Genomic DNA, 16,946 nt, shown 5'->3' with positions numbered 1-16,946 from the left:
CATTAAATTCTTAACTGATCGGCATTAGCATCTTGCAGCCTCTTTTTTATGCTTTTTTAGTGCCCTACAAGGTTTTTACCAGCTCTTGTGGTCGTTCGCTTCTTTGGTCAACTTCAACACTTCGGTCTTTGCCAGTCGGTCTTGCAGTGATTGTTTATTTTTAAAATCAAACAATACAAGTAAGGTGCCTAGACCACCCAACGATGCTATCAGGCGAATGAACAAGCGCGGCCATGTCATAGGCTCTTCAACCGTGCTATAAATACGTAAACGCCAAGCTCGCATACCAAGCGTTTGCCCGCCCCTGCGCCAAAACCACAAGAAGAACCCAGCTATCCACAAACCCACCCACGTTTGAATAAGCAGTTTATAACCAAAAGAAGCCTGAATAAGATCAGCAGGCTCCGCATAACCCTGTAAATCGAGCGTACCGTTTTTTAACATAACCACCAGGGTTACTATCATCACCATGGCCGCACACATGCCTACAGCAGTAGCCACTAGCGTATCGTAAATCATTGCCAATAAACGTCTAACAAATCCAGCTCGCTCAAGTGATGAACTGTCTGATTCTGAGTTAGGCGCGTTTTTATCATCCTTCGCCTTTAAGTGATTAGATGATGAGGACTTCTTCTTGGCTTTTTTGTCGTGTCTCGCCACGGGTATCTCTTCGTTTCATTAACAACAGCGTTTATTTTGACATAAGCGCCACATCGCTTAAACAACATAAGCCTTAGTTAACGGCATTTAATAGTGCAATAAGCAAAGAAAAATGATTTCCACCTTTTTGCATCCATTAACCATTATTAATCGTTATTGGTATTACAAACGGATAATGGACGTAAATACGGTGACAGCAAAAATTCTGGTAACAACACTTATCGCTAGCTCGTTTTCGCTTGGTATGGGCGCTGCAATGGCGTTAGACGACCCCGAAGGTGATATTGAGCATATTCGAGTACGTGGTGACTCATCGGTAAAAGACGGAGAGTTTATCTCGGCTTCGCAGGGATGGGTGTCTGGTGACACCTTGATTGAACGCCCAATGTTGCGCGCCGGTGAAATACTTGAATTTATCCCGGGCATGATGGTGACCCAACACAGTGGTTCGGGAAAAGCCAACCAGTACTTCCTGCGCGGTTTTAACCTCGACCATGGCACGGATTTTACGGTGAGTGTAGACGGTATGCCGGTGAACATGCGAAGCCACGGACATGGCCAAGGCTACAGTGATCTTAACTTTATTATCCCCGAATTTATCGACAACCTTAGCTACTTCAAAGGCACCTATTATGCCAACATCGGCGATTTTTCTAGCGCTGGCGGGGCGTTCTTCAATTTAAGAGATTCACTTGAGCAAAACCAGTTGTTCTTAGGCTTAGGAGAATATGGGTTCAAGCGCGCTGTTGCATTAAATCACTTTGAAGCAGGAGAGAGCCGCGTTATTGCAGCGCTGGAATATCAAACCTATGACGGCCCGTGGACTGACGTAGACGAAGACGTAAAAAAGAAGAACGTCCATATTCGTTATATTACGCCTTTGTTAAACGGCCAACTCGCCATTACAGGAATGGCCTACGATAATAGCTGGAACGGTGCTGACCAAGTACCTGAGCGCTCTATTGAAAGCGGCTTAATAGACCGTCTTGGCTCTATCGATACCCAAGTTGGCGGTGAATTCTCTCGGTATAGTTTATCTACAAACTACACCAGTGATACATGGAATGCTTCGCTTTATGTCATAGATACCGAACTTAGTTTGTTCTCTAATTTTACCTATTTCCTTGATAATCCTGAGCGTGGCGATCAGTTCGAACAAGCTGACGACAGAAAAATATACGGTGGCGAGATATTCACTACCCTGCCCTTGGCAATAACAAACGGGAGCAGTATTACCCTAGGTGGCCAGTGGCGTTTCGACGATATCGATAATGTGGGGTTGTATCGCACCCAAAACTTAACCCGCTTTGGCACTATCCGAGAAGACGAAATAGACAGTAACAGCTATGCACTTTTTGCCCAGTCAAACATTGTGCTAAGTGACGCATTGAGCCTTTCATTAGGAGGTAGATACGATTACTTAGATGTAGACGTTACCAGCAATCTTGGTGCTAATTCAGGAAGCGAAAGTGACGATTTATTTACCCTTAAAGCAGGCTTGAAGTACAGTGTATCAGACCAACTTACCGCATTTGCCAACGTTGGGCAGGGCTTTCATTCCAACGATGCACGGGGAGCCACCATTAATATAGACCCGGTAAGTGGTGACGCTACCGAAGCAGCTCCATTATTGGTAAAGAGCCTTGGCTATGAAGCGGGCGTTAACTATACCGATAATAAAACCTATAACCTATCTGCTGCCCTGTGGCGCTTAGAACTTGATAGCGAGCTGGTATATGTTGGTGATGCAGGCTTTACTGAGGCTAGTCGTCCCTCCGAGCGACACGGCATTGAAGTGAGTGCCTACTACTGGATAAGCCATCACCTAACAACAGACATTGAAGCTGCGTGGACCAAGGCACGATTTAGCGACAGCGTTGAAGGCGAAGGCCGTCACATTGATGGCACCGTGCCAGGTGTGGTGAGTGCAGGACTAACCTACTATCAAAGAAGTAACCAACTGGGGTTCAGCTATACCCTACGAGGCCGCTACTTAAGTTCTCGCACCGTAGAAAGCTTCGATGAAATTTCACCGCCGTCAACATTTTTAGTGAATGCTCAAGTTGCCTATCGCCAGCCAACATGGGACATAACATTAGAAATGCTCAACGCCTTAGACAGTGACGATCACGATATAGATTACTTTTACGCATCTAGACTTCTTGGTGAGTCAGAGGAAGGGGTTGAGGATTTACATTATCACCCTGTCGAGCCGAGAAATGTGCGCCTGACTGTTTCCTTGAAATATTAACCGCGCAGAAACTTTTGATAGTAATAGAGGCGCCGGCCCTTTTGGGGCCTCTATATTTTATGTAAATGTTTAAAAAGCGTGCTAGTTTAAATACTTAGATGCAGCGTTTTTGATAGTACCTCTCAGAATAAAAATGACGCCATAACAATAAAAGGTAGGAGCAACGATGGAACATGAAACTTTGTTCCCTTTGCTGTGTAAAACAGCAGACGGTGACAAGAAAGCCTTCGCAGAGCTTTATAAAATAACCAGCCCACAGCTTTATGCCGTTGCTTTAAAGCTACTAAAGCGGCCGGAACTTGCTGATGAAGCCACACAAGATGCTTACATTAAAATATGGCATAACGCAGGCAATTATCAGCGCGGGAAAGGCACGGTGTTGACTTGGATGGTAAGCATTGCACGCTATCGAGCGCTGGATTTAATTCGCTACCACAATATAAGAAACGAAGTTGAACTAAACGATGATGCACCATCGGGAGTAGAGAGCTCACAAAATGTTAAACTGGGTGCAGAGCAAGCTAAACTAGCCTCGTGCTTGGATGAATTAGACGGCCCTCAGCGGCAAGCTATTCACTTAGCTTACGTTAACGGCATGTCACATCAAGAGGTGGTTACTCACTTAGCATCACCACTGGGAACCATTAAGAGCTGGATAAGACGAGGCTTGCAAAGCTTGCAGAGGTGTCTATCACTATGAACTATTTAAAAGAAGAGCGTCTTAACGCCCTTGCTGCAGAATATGTAGTTGGAACGCTACGTGGCAAAGCGCGAACGCGCTATCAAAAATTGATGATGCAATACCAAGCGGTGAGCGACGCAACGGCCCAATGGGAACAATATCTAACCGGCTTTGCGGAGACGCTTCCGCCTGTGGCGCCACCAGATGACGTGTGGGAAAGCATCCAAGTAAAACTCGGACATAAAGCCGCTAACAACGCAAATTTAGCTAGCGATACAAAACCTTCCAGCAAGCCTGGCGAGGTTATCGACTTTGAGAAAGAGAAGCAGAAACGCTGGAAGAACTTATCGTTCATATCCACCGCAGCTGCAATGGTATTGGCCGTATTGCTTTTCGTAATGCAACCCGTTCCTACACCTGAGGTTTCTCATATTGCCGTAGTAAACAACGCTGACAATACGCCGTTGTGGGTGATAGAAGTTTCTGACACAACCATGAATGTAAAGGTAACCGATGCTTTCGTGGCTTTGGCCGATAAGGATTACGAGCTTTGGATGGTGCCGGCAAACGGTGAGGCGCCGATCTCTCTTGGTCTAATGCCTGAAGCCAATGGCGATACGCGGGCGACCCCAGATATTTTGCTAGATCAAAGCATCGCGGCGTTAGCAGTGAGCTTAGAAGCGCCTGGTGGCTCAGTTACAGGGGCTCCAACGGAGGTACTCTATATAGCACCGATTGTTTCCGTATAAATTCAATCACTTATGCACTTAGTCAAAAGGCCACATTACGTGGCCTTTTTGTGATTTATACTTATCGCTTTTTTAAAAATATCCTTTCAGACAGTGCGCTTTTACTTTTAATAAAAACTTTATTCTAATTTTTTAAACATTTTTGCATCCAAGGTGAAACCTCAGTCGTTTGGTCTCTTGAACTCATAAAAAACAGAGAGACCCAACATGCTCCAATTCAAACGCAAAACTTTATCTGTAGCCGTTGCGCTGACATGCGCCGCCGTCACAGCTGGTGCAATCGCATCAAGCCACCGTGAGGCACCTAATATCACTCGTCACCCAGCCTTAGATAGCACTGACTTTTACGCTTTTAACAGCTATGAAGAAGGCCGTGAAGACTATGTGACTTTCATCGCAAACTACATCCCATTGCAGGATGCGTACGGTGGCCCTAATTATTTTGCGATGGATCCGAACGCGCACTATGCCATCCATATCGATAGCGACGGCGACGCGATTGAAGACTTAAGCTTTGTTTTTAAGTTTAACAATATGCTCGCTGCTGATAACGAAGGCATTGCTCTGCCAATTGGCCCAGAAGGCGAACAAAAAATGGTAAAAGTGCCGCTTAAAAATGTAGGCGGAATTAGTGCAGACGATTCAAGCGCAGCGAACTTCTCTGAAATGTACAGCCTTACTATGGTAAGCGGCGACATGCAAACGGGCACGCGCACCGCGCTTACCCCGGCAATGGGTGACATGTTCAAAAAGCCCCTTGATTACATCGGCAACAAGACTTTTACCAGTGAAACTGAATACGCGCGCTATGCTGAAAGCTTCATTTACTCATTCAGCATCCCTGGCTGCGATGATATGGCCAAAGTGTTTGTTGGCCAGCGAAAAGACCCCTTCGTTGTTAACCTAGGCAAAACATTTGACCTAGTAAACTATGTACCTGTTGAAGGCGACAGCGCACCGGGTGCAGGGGATGGCGAGGGTTTCCCTGGCGGCATTACGCAAAGTGCCATGAATGACGACTTAGCCGATAAAAACGTGACAGCATTATCTATCGAAGTACCCAAGGCGTGTGTTACGGGTGAAGGCAATGGCGTAATTGGTAGCTGGACCACGGCAAGTTTGCCGCAAGCCCGTATCCTAAATCCAGATGCTACTTTTGCGAAACCTGAAACCAACGGTGGTGCAATGACACAAGTGTCTCGTTTAGGTAGCCCGCTAGTCAACGAGCTTGTTATTGGTATTGGCGATAAAGACAAATTCTCTAGCTCTCATCCAAGTGCAGATGGCCAGTTTGCTGATTATGTTACTCACCCATCGTTGCCAGAGCTACTAAACATTCTGTTCAAAGATGCTGTGAATACTACACTGGGTACGGATATTGAGACCCTTGCACCTACTAACTTCCCGCGCGTGGACTTGGTGACAGCCTTCCTTACTGGTTTCCCAGGCGTTAACCAGCAAGCAACGGTTACAGCGTCTGAAATGCTGCGCCTAAATACTGGGATCCCAGCAACACCTGCAGAATCGCAGTCAGCTTTTGGTGTGGCAGGCGATGACTTAGCGGGCTTTCCGAACGGACGCCGTCCTGGTGATGACGTGGTTGATATAGCCCTTCGCGTAGTAATGGGCCGTTTGTGTTACCCCATTCCAGTAGCAGGTGAAGATACCGACCTTGGCCTTTGTGCGCCAGAGGACGCGAGCGTAGGTAATGTTCCATTTACTGATGGCGCGCCCGTAGATGCAAGTATGATTGATACGTCGTTTCCATACCTAAAAACACCACTTGCTGGCTCTGAATAAGGAGACCCATCATGTCTATGAAGATGAGGTTATTAAATAAGCGCAGTGATACCACTGCGCCTAAAAAGCAAACGTCAGTGAAACGTCAACAGCACCGTATGTGGATTGCTTCAGGGTTGGTGTTAGCACTTTCAGGTTGTTTCGATAGTGACGACGATAACGACTATCAAGCCCCAGAAGAAAATGCTGCGCCGGTTGCCGTTGACCAAATGCTTACAACGCAAGCGGATATTACGATTGATGGCACTTTGACAGCAACCGATGAAGATGGCGACGCGCTAACTTTTGGTCTTGGCGAAAACGGTAGCTTAGGTAGTGCTGAAGTTAATGCTGACGGCACCTTTACTTACACGCCAAACGCCCAAGTAACAGGAAGCGATAGCTTCACATTTACCGTTACTGACGGTGTTAACCCAGAAGTTACGGCCACCATTAGCGTTACTATTGAGGCGCAGCAGGTATCGTTTTCTAGCTATACCCGCGACGCTTTCAATCAAGCGCCAACGGATGAGCCGTTACCAATAAATGGACGCGAGTTCACTCAAGATGCTGACGACTCTACTTTTGATGACTTATTGATAGGCCAATAACACGCATCAAATAACAGGAGTTTGTTAGCACATAACCAGTGTCAACCGTAAAGCCAAGGACGGCTTTTTTTAAGGAAGTAGCAATGAAGTTTATAAAGTACTCTGCTCTGAAGTTCATTTTTGCGAGTACATCACTAACCCTTTCGACTTTTGCAATATACGCTCAACAACGAATCCCTGATATCGATACTGTCATAGCAAGCTGGGAGCCTCAACAGTTATCAATAACAAGCTTGAATGAAGCAGAAAAAGTGCTGTCATCAAGCCGCTATATTTCTGCAAAAGGAAACGAAAGAGAGCGGGTGGCTCGCTTCGCCAACTCTATGCGAGCAAACTTCACATCGTTAAATACTGGGCAACAAGAACGCCTAGTAATCTTAGAAGCTCGCTTATTACAAGGCACTCATAGGTTCGAAGAAGCCAAGCAACATTTAAAACAAATCGCCCACTTTCACTCGCCGGCCGCTTACTTACTTATGGCTGACATCGCCACGCAACAAGGCGACGTTAAAAACGCAAAGGAAAACTGCGAGAGACTGGTAGGGAAAACGAGCTTTCTGATTGCCTTTACTTGCATGGTAAACGCAGAGTTTTCCCGGAACCCTCAGGTGAAGTTGCTTCAAAAACTCAAGGCCTTTGAAACTTATACCAGTAATGCTCGGCCTTCTGAGCTCCAGTGGTTTTACGAAGTACTTGCGGATATGTCACTGCAGCTTGGCTACCCTGAAGCAGCGCTTGAGTATCTATCACAAACAGAGTTTGAAAAACTTCCGATAAGTGCGTTGTTAGTATGGTCAAACGCTAATTTTCAATTAAAAAATTATGAGGCTGTTACCACCACGCTCGCCCGCAACGTCCCCGATATCAAAAAAGCAGATGACGGCTTGCTTTTGAAATGGGCTATCGCAGAACGTGCACAAGGTATCACGTCTTCAACGGTGCAATCTCAACTGTCAAAAAATATGGAAATTCGAGTGTGGCGGGAGGATAGCTCGCACGCGGCACAAGTTGCCATGTACTTTTTAGATATAGAACAAAATTCCCCGCTGGCCCTCAAATTTGCTGAGATTAATTGGCAATACGCCCAAGCGTTAAGTGACAGAAAGCTTCTAGAGCGAGCCCGCAAAGCTAATGGTGAATCAACCAATGCTTAGGTCTTCCAACTATTTCAGCGAACGAACAATGATAAAATTTATTGTATTTTTCATAATAGCGTCTTTCAGTTTTCCAACCCTCTCTCACGAGCTAAGCAACGGTTATTTAACCCTTAAAAATGATTCTGGTGAGACACTTTCAGGCGAGCTTTTGCTAAAACCCAAAGACATAGGGCAAGCTGCTAGACTCGATACCAATAATGACGGCAATTTGACATGGGGTGAAGTTAGAAAAAACCATAATCTTGCGAACAGTTATATCCAAAATCACCTGATAATTCGCGGTAGCGAAACACGATGTACCGTTAGTGTTGCACCACCGTCCATACGTGACATATCTGCGGAGTCATTATTGGTATATCCACTTTCTGTGAATTGCGCTTTATTAAACGAAGTGTCTGTACGTTACACAGGGTTAGTGAGCGATTTTCCTACACATAAACTGCTTACTTCCATCACCCTTAATGAACAAACAAGTGTGCATGTACTTGATAGTGAGCTAACTTTTATATCTGTATCCCCTAAAAATATTCACTGGGGGTCGCAGTTTTGCGAAATGGTTTATCAGGGTATTTGGCACATTTTTATTGGGTTAGATCACATACTGTTTTTAGTCGCCACATTGCTGACCGTTAACTTACTTAGAAAAAGTAAACGTTGGGTAAAAGAAAGAAGTGTTAAACGGATTGTAAAAAGCACGGTGATTTTGGTAAGCACTTTTACTTTAGCGCACTCAATTACGTTGACCCTAGCAGCTCTTGATTTTATAACGCTTAATAGTCGTATTGTTGAGCTAGGCATTGCAATTTCTGTGGTCATTACTGCACTAAACAACGTGTACCCCGTCATCATGCGCTTGGGATTTGTTACTTTTGGATTCGGCCTACTTCACGGCATGGGATTCGCAAGCGTGTTTGGCGACCTAAATGCCCAGTCAGGCAGTTTGGTGATGAACGTGCTTGCATTTAATTTAGGCGTAGAAATAGGACAACTTGCCATAGTTGCACTGCTATTACCCTTACTCATCTTACTTAGAAACTTAAGGTTATATTCGAAAGCCATTATGCCAATCGCATCTTCAATTATTGCGGTTATAGCGATTAACTGGACGTTGCAGAGGTGGTAGCAGCGGCACGTCTAGTTATTAATTGATAAAATCAGAGTAAGCTTATATAGAGTGACAACGAATAAGAAATGATACAAACGGCGCGCGCCTTTGGACAATCTTTCAGCACTTAGCCATAAAAAGCATAAAAAGTAGTTGTATAGGCGCGCCGCATCGCTATAATGCCATGCATCAACACCACGTTGATAACGATACACAATGCCAGTGTGATGGAATTGGTAGACATGACGGATTCAAAATCCGTTGCTAGCGATAGCGTGGCGGTTCAAGTCCGCCCACTGGTACCAACATTAAACGGCTCTACCCCATAAACGGGGGATCAGCATTGATCTCACTCTGTTGATAACGCCATCCCAAACTAAAAAGCACCTTTATTAAAAGTGTAATACCTCACCTGTAGTCTTTGGCTATTACTACTTTAGCCATTTAGCGTTTTCTTATTAGATGAAGCACACAATGTCGCGCCATGCGTTTTACTCGCTAACGGTTACCTTCACTATTTTGTCCATACTAGGTCAGGTTTCTACCAGCATTTATAGCCCCTTCTTTTTTGATTTAGCGATTGTGTACGGCAGTCCGGTGAGCATAATCGAACAAAGCGTAGCGGTGTTTTTAGTTGCGTTCTCATTTTCACAGTTAGCATCGGGCATAGCGTGTGACTATGTAAATAAGCAAACATTCTTGTTCTTTGGAATATTGGTATTTATTGCAGGTACGCTTATGGTGGCGCTCGCAAGCGATCAAGCGACTTTTCTAATAGGCAGAGTCGTTCAAGGCCTAGGAGGTGGGGTTGGTGTGTCGGTATCGCGAGGCTTATCGCGTCAAATCTTTAACGAAAAACAGCTAAACACTTCACTTTCCCTCATCAACATTGCCTTTGCTATCGCGCCAGCAATCGCGCCTTTAGTCGGTACATTCATTGGAGAGTACCTCGGTATTTCCGCTATTTTTTATTTCGTTTTAGTGTTGGGCCTTTTAGCTTTAATTTTGCTTTTTTCTGTTTCTCATAAACTAGCTCAATACATGCCGCCAGCCACAGAGAATGTTTTGAGCGATACGGTAGCTCTTATTAAAAGCACAATAATGAAAGTTGTCTCTATAGGCATGGCAAGCGGGCTTTTATATGGCATGGTCTTTTGTTTTATTACTAGCGCGCCATCAATGATTATGCAGCAGTTTGGGCTTACAAAAACACTTTTCTCCATATACTCTCTCATAGCCACCTTGTCATTTGTAGTTGGGAGCTTACTTAATATTCGTTTGGCGTCTTTGTCACCTCTGCAAAAGTTCAAGCGATCAAGTTTGCTTATTGCCCTGCTCTCCGTACTTTTTGGGTTAACCGTTTTCTGTGGTTTCGCCAATGATTTACTCATTATCCTTGCTTATTGCTACATGATGTTCTTTTTTATCGGTATCGCCATGCCCTGCAGCGTTACAATTATGCTTGGTTTCTCTAGAACATCTGCGGGATTTTTAGCTGCTCTCACTGGTTTTTTCCATTTAACAGGGGCGGCAATAGGTGCTTGCGCGGTAACACTACTTACGTTAGAACCTACCGTTGCCTTTAGCTTATCGACTTGCATACTGAGTTTGGCGAGTATCATTATTTGTGTGACGTTTAAAAAGCACTAGTTACGCATGCAGCAGTATTTAGTCACCACTAATTGACCAAATGATATTCTTTTCGCAACCTCCAACACCTTTCCCATTTGATTTTTAAAATCCATCCCCATAATGATGGGGCTTCCGAAGTGGTTGGAAGTAATTATTGTTAAAAGGATATTAGAAACAATGAAACGTACTATTCTCGCCAGTATCTTTGGCGCGCTTTCTTTAAATGCTTTCGCAACTTCGCCTTCATATGACTTCATTAAAGCTGGATACGTACAAGCAGATATCGAAGACGCAGGCGACTTCGAGCCAACAGGCTTTCAGATTCAAGGTTTTAAATCGCTTAACGAAAACGTGTACCTAACAGGGCGCTATGGCCAGCTAAGTGAAGACGAATATGGCGTTGACGGTGAACTAGACTACATTTCAGCAGGTGTTGGATACCGCTATGGTTTAACTGCAACAACTGATTTCTTTAGTGAGTTAACTTACGAATATGTAGATATTGATGTGGATGCAGGTTTCGCTTCTGCAGAGGCTGACGACAACGGCTATGGCATTACTGCCGGTATTCGTTCAATGCTTTCAGAACAATTTGAGCTTCGCGGTGTAATTCGCTATATCGATATCGAAGAAGATGATACTGCCTTTGAAATTGGCGCAGATTATTTCTTTACGCCACAGTTTTCATTCGGCGCTACTTATGTCATCGCTGATGATGTAGACCTACTAGGTGTATCAGCGCGCTACACTTTCTAGTACCCTAGCAGTAAGAAAGCATAACCGCATTTAAGCCACGTTTTTTAACGTGGCTTTTTTATGCCCAGCGATTATGACCCCTCACCGATAAATGACACTGACGAATTTGCAATTCACAAAGCTCCACGTTGACGCGATTCCTTTCGTTCAGCTTTTTTGCCTTTCGTTCAGATGCGCTGACGACAACACACTTGCTGCGCCTTCTTGCTCCACATTGAGCGCAGTAATTGGGAACGGTATTACGATCCCCTCTTCATCAAACCGCTTTTTCAGCATTTTTATAAAGGCGCTTTTTATGAAAAAACGATTAAAATACTCTCGGGTTCTCAGCATTATGGTCAAGTTAATGCTGGAATTATCAAAGGTGTGAAAAATGACGAAGGGTTGATAGGTTTTAACACCGTACTCGTGCTCTTTTAAAATAGTATTGGCCACGTCCAAACAGACCTCTTCAACGTGTTCTAAATCAGAGTTATAGTGCACGCCAACTTCTACGGGCACCGATAGTTCTCGCTCGGGATAGTAGTAGTTGATGAGTTTGGAATTAGAAAGTTTGCTGTTAGGCATGATCACGATGTTGTTAGGTAGCATTCTAACCCACGTGGAGCGCCATCCTATTTTCTCTACAAAACCTTGTTCTCCGGAATCCAGCTCTATGAAGTCGCCTATACGAATGGGCTTATCCATTACCAACTGAATACCCGAGAAGAAGTTTTCAAGCGTTGGCTGTAGCGCTAGTGCTACTGCCAGTGACGTAATGCCTAACGATGCAACAATGGGTGTTACCGATACTCCCATTGTGCTTAAAATAATTAAAATGGCGAGTACAGCGAACACTGCCCTTACAGCACCACCAGCTATAGCACTGGTGTTTTTCACAATGGTAGACTGGTCGCGATAACGGCTTAACGAGTAGGTGACAAAGCGCTCGAAGAAAAGAAACAGCGTTATTATAAGACCTGCCTCAATAACAATGGTTAGCGCCTCAATAGCCCTTTCATCTTCTATCTGAAATACTGAAACAATACTTTTCACTAGCAGCAAAAAGATAACCCAAATAAGTAAATTGAGCGGAGCATTTAGTGATAGAACTAGCACGCGGTAAATATCTGACATGCTGCTGCTTTCAGAACGTGCCTTGGCTTTCAAGCGCACTAATATAAGGCGTTTAATGATGAAAAGCACAATAACAATACCCACTAATCCGGCTATTGCTAGTACCTGCTTATTTTCAAGAAATTGGGTGCTATCCACGGCTGACGGGGCTCCTGCGTATATGAGTAGGCACTTTTTATTTTTAGCTACATCTTAGTACGTGAAAGAAGACGCAAAAGGTGCACCAATTGTTTGTTCCTACGCAGATTCATTATGCTTGCTGTTTATTAAAGATAGTAAAAAAAGCCCCATACTGTTTTCACAATATAGGGCTTTGTTCTGTTATATAAGCCTTTAGCAAGACGCTTATATGTAGCTTTCCTTCCGACTATTCGGCCTGGATTCTAGGCGCCTTTGCTGACGACTAATTAAGTAAGTTCAAAGGCATTACTTTCCCTGTTACGGGATTAAACTCAAACGTTACTGTTCCCGTTGTCGCATTACCATTTTGATCAACGTTTGCGTCGTTAATATCACTTACAAACTGATCAATAACAACCCGGTATGACGTCGGGCCGTTAGCCCAACCATTCACGCGAACCCGATAGGTTTCTCCGGGGACAATGCCACCGCCAACTTGCTCATTAGAGCCCAAGTTGCCGGAGCTCGCCATAATATTGCCTTCGGCATCTAGCAGTTCAAAGTCAAGATCTGGCACCGCTACTACCTCAACATCAGCGCTCAGCGTTGCAACTACACTTGATGCACTTGGCAGCGCTGTAAACGGGATATCAACATAGTCAACGCCATCAACCAACGCTTCATCCGCTGCGCCAATTAAGACAACACCCGAGTGCTCCTCAATATTATGGTAAACCACAGACTGTTCTTTTGGCTCAGACGTATCAAAGGTAGGCGTTTCTCCTCTACCGGTTGACGAAGCGCCAGCTTCGTAGCCGCTGATCCGCGCTTGGAACGTAAAGAGTTTTCCATTAGGGTTATCAAACTTTAGATAACGCAGTGCAGATGTTCTGTCTACATCTAGCGATTGATCGAAACGGAACCTTGCTATGTCGCCGTTTTTACCAGTGCCACCATTATCTGCATTCAATACGGTAATACTGCCATTGCTAATATGAGTAATATCGAAATCAACTGGACCGTAAATTCTCTCGTCGCCAGTATTTATCAACGCAATATCAAAGGCAAAGGTGCCGTTATTGTAGTTTACATTACCCACTTTGTAGTCAACTTGGTCACTCACATCCACCGTGTTTAAGCCGGTTGAAGCAATCCCTGACATATTAGAAAAACCAACTTGCTGATTAGGGTTAAGGCTGATTGCACGCACTACGTATTCATAGTCAAACGAGTCTATGCCTTGACCTGCACCACGCCCTAAACCTTGCCCTTTGTCTATGTAGCGATTATCGCCCACAATAAATTCAACATGGGTGAAGCCAGAGAATGTGAGGTCGCCGTCAAAGTATTCTCGGGTTGGTACACCCGTAAACAAACGCGCACTCGACCCTTTTTTGCGTTTTAGCAATTGATAAGCAAAAGCGTCAGGTACGGTTTCCCACGTAATTTCAATCGCGTCATCAGAAATGATATGCGCGTCTATAGCGTCTGGTGTCGATGGCTTAGCCTGGGTAGCCGTAAACTCGCTCACTGCCGTTGATATAGTCTGCCGACCGCCTAACGGTGCTTTCGCGTTTGCACCTAGCTCTCTGGCAGCAAAAACACGCTCTATTAATGCATGATGACGACCCGGTGAAGTTAAATCTAAAGGATCGGTAGGATATAAGGCGGCATCTGCAATTAACACTGCATCCCGTGCGCGCACAAAGGTGTCTGGCGCAGATATTCCTAGCACGTACATTGAGCCTAGGAAGATACGTTCCCACGTTTCTTTGCCCAAGCTAGTTTCTTGGGTAGGATCGCCGGTAACTGGATCGGGGCGAACAAAGTCTTGTCTAGGCTGCAGCGCCACCATGAGCTCTCTTAAGTCCCACATTGCACCCGCGTAAATTTCTCCATCACGATGCACTTCAAATGCGTTGTCTCTTGTGCCTAACTGTGAATAACGAATTTGGCTCTGTGCAGAACGAATAAACTCAAATGAGTCGGGATTAACCCCCTGCTCTCTTAAGAATTTTCGTAAATCGCACGAATTAACGGGGTAAGTACCTAAATCTGGTGTTTCGCCTACCGTGTATGCCCATAGGTCGGCTTGCCCTTCGTTAAGCGCACCACCTTCTGGCTCGCCTTCAAAGCCTGCGATAGGGGTAATTGTTGCATGGGTGCCTTCATGAATGGGAACCGAGAAATCCATTGCTAGGTTGTTGAATAAGTAACCATGGCCGTAAGCTGTCGGGTTAACCACTACCTCTTCACCTGCAATTTCCTGTGATAACGGCACTGCGAATGCGTTGTCCAAACCCAAGAGCTTAGCCATAAACTCGGGATCTGCTGGGTTATCTGGTGGGTCGAGCACATTCGGAATATGTACCACACCAGTTAACGGTACCGCTTCATTAGGGTAGCTATTTGGAAACGAGCCATCGCCCACGCCACGACTATGCACAGCATCGCCGTCCTTATGGAGGTAATCTAAATATTCGAGCAATGTGGTGATGTAAATAAACTGGCTGATGCCGTCAATGTGATGTGCCGTAGAAGGCGTTACATGGTCATCTTCGACAGGTCTTGCCTCAATGGCAGCATCCTCACTGAAGTGATACGTGCCCGTTGCCGCTTGTGGAAAAGGCCCTTTTGTCAGCATCGCGCTTTCAATAAGCGCGTGCTTACCTGTAAGCAAACCTTCAACACCCGTCACTAAGTTAGAATCGTCAAACTTACGTAGGTTAATGCGTTCCATCCCTTTCGGTTTGCCGGTGTAGCCACCTGCATCGTCCTCTATCAAACATTCGATTTGCATCGATGGCGTTATGGGTGGAAATGTTGGGAAATAATCCGCAGTCTGCTGAACCAAGCCAATCTGCCCCGTTTGCGTGACTTCATTTTCACCTGTAGGAAGAATGGTTCTGACCCTGTCATTACGCGCCAGAATGTCTCCCGACTGGGCATCGATTACATACTCAAACACACCAAAAGGATTTGAAGAGTAATAGAAGAACTTCCATGCGAGTTTCAGTTTATTGTCATCTTGTACCACCACTTTCTGTGGTAGTGGCTTGGCAAAAATGCCAAGACTTTTTTCTATTTGAGAAAACGCAGGGTTCAGTACATCAAGAGCTTCTATTGGCAATGCTCGCTTGTAAGACGCTAAATCGGCGGTTGCCACGCTGATAGCGCTATTCGCAGAAAGAACCTGTGTATTTGCAATAGGCGTATTTATAGCGGTATCGGCGAACAGCGCTCTCACTACCTGAGACTCATCTATTAAGAGGCCGACACCTCTATCTCTGATTTTTACACCATCAATGACTTGGTCAAACCTCACTAAATGACCACCCAATGCTGCTTTACTACGGTGAGGGTTAAAAACAAAATCCCCGTCACTCAGTCCACCTAAAAGGGCTGAATGTCGACTAATAAAGTCATACCCCATCTGTTCAGGCGACGTGCCTGAAACATCAATGGCAATACCAAAAACACTGTCTAAATGGCCATTAGCTATTCGTAATGTAGATGATGGGAACGTGGTTTGCAGTTGGTCCAACGCCATTTGAAACAAGCTGTTTGCTGGCGGGTTAACAACATTGTCAGTCAGATTTATTTCAGCAATGCGGTGCGATGAAGTATCTAAGGGTGCGTGTACTTTGGAGGCGCTTGCTACGAAAGGTAGAGCCGCTGCTACCGCAGCATATATAAGGGTTCTTTTTTTCATTATTCAATCCTTAAAATTTGGAGCTATCAATGCGTTCAGCGTTAATACTGAGCAACGACTAGATAGCGTTAACCAAATTAGGATCGAGCAAAAAACGCCCATCCACCATAGGGGTTAACCACTAGAGTTAACTGCACCAACCAGATGTGGGAAATGAGATAGTTAATTGCGCTATTAACTTATTACAGGCTAATTAAGAATCAGAGAGCAGAGATAGTTTGCGTTCATATTCGCGAGACAACCACGAAGAAGCTTCGTCAATATCCGTGAAAAAAAGATAATCCATACTTTTGAGCTCGGGGATCCTCTGAAACATTATTCCGCGTATAACAGGCCCTTTATAAACATAAGCTTTCGCGATTAATCCCATATCGGGGAGCCGTTTTATAATACGCTTGAGTATGTCGAAGGCCTCAGGAGTTGCACCTTCAACTTGGCTAATATCTGCCAGAAGGGAAAAGGGTCGTTGATTCAGTCCTATGACTAGTTTAAAGAGACGATCGCTGTAGTCTTCCGCACTTTTTTCATTAAACGCGCCATAGAGTCGAGAGGTGACTACTCCGTTTTCGTACGAAATTGTTGATGAACTCAGTATTTTTGGCATAGCCTACTTTCA

General features: G+C 44.9%; 13 protein-coding genes and 1 tRNA gene. 10 read left to right on the top strand and 4 right to left on the bottom strand.

Features of this window, described 5'->3' with window-relative positions:
* Positions 1-75 precede the first annotated feature (75 nt).
* The gene (locus tag ACX5KA_RS15295) at positions 76-660 is read right to left on the bottom strand and encodes an RDD family protein (RefSeq protein ID WP_084081786.1); all 585 of its coding nucleotides are present in this window, start codon (positions 658-660) and stop codon (positions 76-78) included.
* A gap of 175 nt (positions 661-835) precedes the next feature.
* Here ACX5KA_RS15295 and ACX5KA_RS15290 point away from each other — a divergent pair, with 175 nt between their 5' ends.
* From ACX5KA_RS15290 to ACX5KA_RS15245, 10 genes are all read left to right on the top strand, one after another.
* Positions 836-2,911: a TonB-dependent receptor gene (locus ACX5KA_RS15290; protein ID WP_458731575.1), complete on the top strand. Its 2,076-nt coding sequence runs from the start codon at positions 836-838 to the stop codon at positions 2,909-2,911.
* Positions 2,912-3,077: 166 nt separating this feature from the next.
* Positions 3,078-3,611, top strand: coding sequence for a sigma-70 family RNA polymerase sigma factor (locus ACX5KA_RS15285; RefSeq protein WP_458731573.1), 534 nt, complete (start codon positions 3,078-3,080; stop codon positions 3,609-3,611).
* Positions 3,608-4,342 carry an anti-sigma factor gene (locus ACX5KA_RS15280; protein ID WP_458731572.1) on the top strand — a complete coding sequence of 245 codons (735 nt, stop codon included), beginning with the start codon at positions 3,608-3,610 and terminating at the stop codon, positions 4,340-4,342. Before ACX5KA_RS15285 ends, ACX5KA_RS15280 begins: the two co-directional genes overlap by 4 nt.
* Positions 4,343-4,549: 207 nt before the next feature.
* Positions 4,550-6,142: a DUF4331 domain-containing protein gene (locus ACX5KA_RS15275; RefSeq protein ID WP_039219036.1), complete on the top strand. Its 1,593-nt coding sequence runs from the start codon at positions 4,550-4,552 to the stop codon at positions 6,140-6,142.
* An 11-nt stretch (positions 6,143-6,153) separates the two neighbouring features.
* Positions 6,154-6,732, top strand: a complete 579-nt coding sequence (locus ACX5KA_RS15270) for an Ig-like domain-containing protein (RefSeq protein ID WP_458731571.1) — start codon at positions 6,154-6,156, stop codon at positions 6,730-6,732.
* A gap of 83 nt (positions 6,733-6,815) precedes the next feature.
* Complete coding sequence (locus ACX5KA_RS15265) at positions 6,816-7,886, top strand: tetratricopeptide repeat protein (protein ID WP_458731570.1); 1,071 nt, start codon at positions 6,816-6,818, stop codon at positions 7,884-7,886.
* Between the two features lie 28 nt (positions 7,887-7,914).
* On the top strand, positions 7,915-9,012 hold the full coding sequence (locus ACX5KA_RS15260) for a HupE/UreJ family protein (RefSeq protein ID WP_240485760.1): 1,098 nt from the start codon (positions 7,915-7,917) through the stop codon (positions 9,010-9,012).
* Positions 9,013-9,212: 200 nt separating this feature from the next.
* A tRNA-Leu gene (locus ACX5KA_RS15255) sits at positions 9,213-9,299 on the top strand.
* Positions 9,300-9,468: 169 nt separating this feature from the next.
* Positions 9,469-10,644 (top strand): MFS transporter, encoded by a 1,176-nt coding sequence (locus ACX5KA_RS15250; protein ID WP_458731569.1) that lies wholly within the window; start codon positions 9,469-9,471, stop codon positions 10,642-10,644.
* A 159-nt stretch (positions 10,645-10,803) separates the two neighbouring features.
* On the top strand, positions 10,804-11,382 hold the full coding sequence (locus ACX5KA_RS15245) for an outer membrane beta-barrel protein (RefSeq protein ID WP_458731568.1): 579 nt from the start codon (positions 10,804-10,806) through the stop codon (positions 11,380-11,382).
* 147 nt (positions 11,383-11,529) lie between these two features.
* Here the strand turns inward: ACX5KA_RS15245 and ACX5KA_RS15240 are convergent, their stop codons facing one another.
* The 3 genes from ACX5KA_RS15240 to ACX5KA_RS15230 form a co-directional block, all read right to left on the bottom strand.
* Positions 11,530-12,636, bottom strand: a complete 1,107-nt coding sequence (locus ACX5KA_RS15240; RefSeq protein ID WP_458731567.1) for a mechanosensitive ion channel family protein — start codon at positions 12,634-12,636, stop codon at positions 11,530-11,532.
* Positions 12,637-12,901: 265 nt separating this feature from the next.
* Positions 12,902-16,330 carry a M36 family metallopeptidase gene (locus tag ACX5KA_RS15235; protein WP_458731566.1) on the bottom strand — a complete coding sequence of 1,143 codons (3,429 nt, stop codon included), beginning with the start codon at positions 16,328-16,330 and terminating at the stop codon, positions 12,902-12,904.
* A gap of 193 nt (positions 16,331-16,523) precedes the next feature.
* Positions 16,524-16,934: a hypothetical protein gene (locus ACX5KA_RS15230; protein WP_039219107.1), complete on the bottom strand. Its 411-nt coding sequence runs from the start codon at positions 16,932-16,934 to the stop codon at positions 16,524-16,526.
* Positions 16,935-16,946 lie beyond the last annotated feature (12 nt).

The organism is Alteromonas alvinellae (assembly GCF_902705805.1).
The sequence above is the reverse complement of the archived record's forward strand: the minus strand, read 5'-3'. Positions and strand labels throughout refer to the sequence as shown.

What these genes read in the sequence shown, in the direction of transcription:
- ACX5KA_RS15275 (WP_039219036.1), top strand. Translation starts at nt 4,550, where the DNA reads ATGCTCCAATTCAAACGCAAAACTTTATCTGTAGCCGTTGCGCTGACA.
- ACX5KA_RS15270 (WP_458731571.1), top strand. Translation starts at nt 6,154, where the DNA reads ATGTCTATGAAGATGAGGTTATTAAATAAGCGCAGTGATACCACTGCG.
- ACX5KA_RS15280 (WP_458731572.1), top strand. Translation starts at nt 3,608, where the DNA reads ATGAACTATTTAAAAGAAGAGCGTCTTAACGCCCTTGCTGCAGAATAT.
- ACX5KA_RS15250 (WP_458731569.1), top strand. Translation starts at nt 9,469, where the DNA reads ATGTCGCGCCATGCGTTTTACTCGCTAACGGTTACCTTCACTATTTTG.
- ACX5KA_RS15285 (WP_458731573.1), top strand. Translation starts at nt 3,078, where the DNA reads ATGGAACATGAAACTTTGTTCCCTTTGCTGTGTAAAACAGCAGACGGT.
- ACX5KA_RS15260 (WP_240485760.1), top strand. Translation starts at nt 7,915, where the DNA reads ATGATAAAATTTATTGTATTTTTCATAATAGCGTCTTTCAGTTTTCCA.
- ACX5KA_RS15265 (WP_458731570.1), top strand. Translation starts at nt 6,816, where the DNA reads ATGAAGTTTATAAAGTACTCTGCTCTGAAGTTCATTTTTGCGAGTACA.
- ACX5KA_RS15245 (WP_458731568.1), top strand. Translation starts at nt 10,804, where the DNA reads ATGAAACGTACTATTCTCGCCAGTATCTTTGGCGCGCTTTCTTTAAAT.
- ACX5KA_RS15235 (WP_458731566.1), bottom strand. Translation starts at nt 16,330, where the DNA reads ATGAAAAAAAGAACCCTTATATATGCTGCGGTAGCAGCGGCTCTACCT.
- ACX5KA_RS15290 (WP_458731575.1), top strand. Translation starts at nt 836, where the DNA reads ATGGACGTAAATACGGTGACAGCAAAAATTCTGGTAACAACACTTATC.
- ACX5KA_RS15230 (WP_039219107.1), bottom strand. Translation starts at nt 16,934, where the DNA reads ATGCCAAAAATACTGAGTTCATCAACAATTTCGTACGAAAACGGAGTA.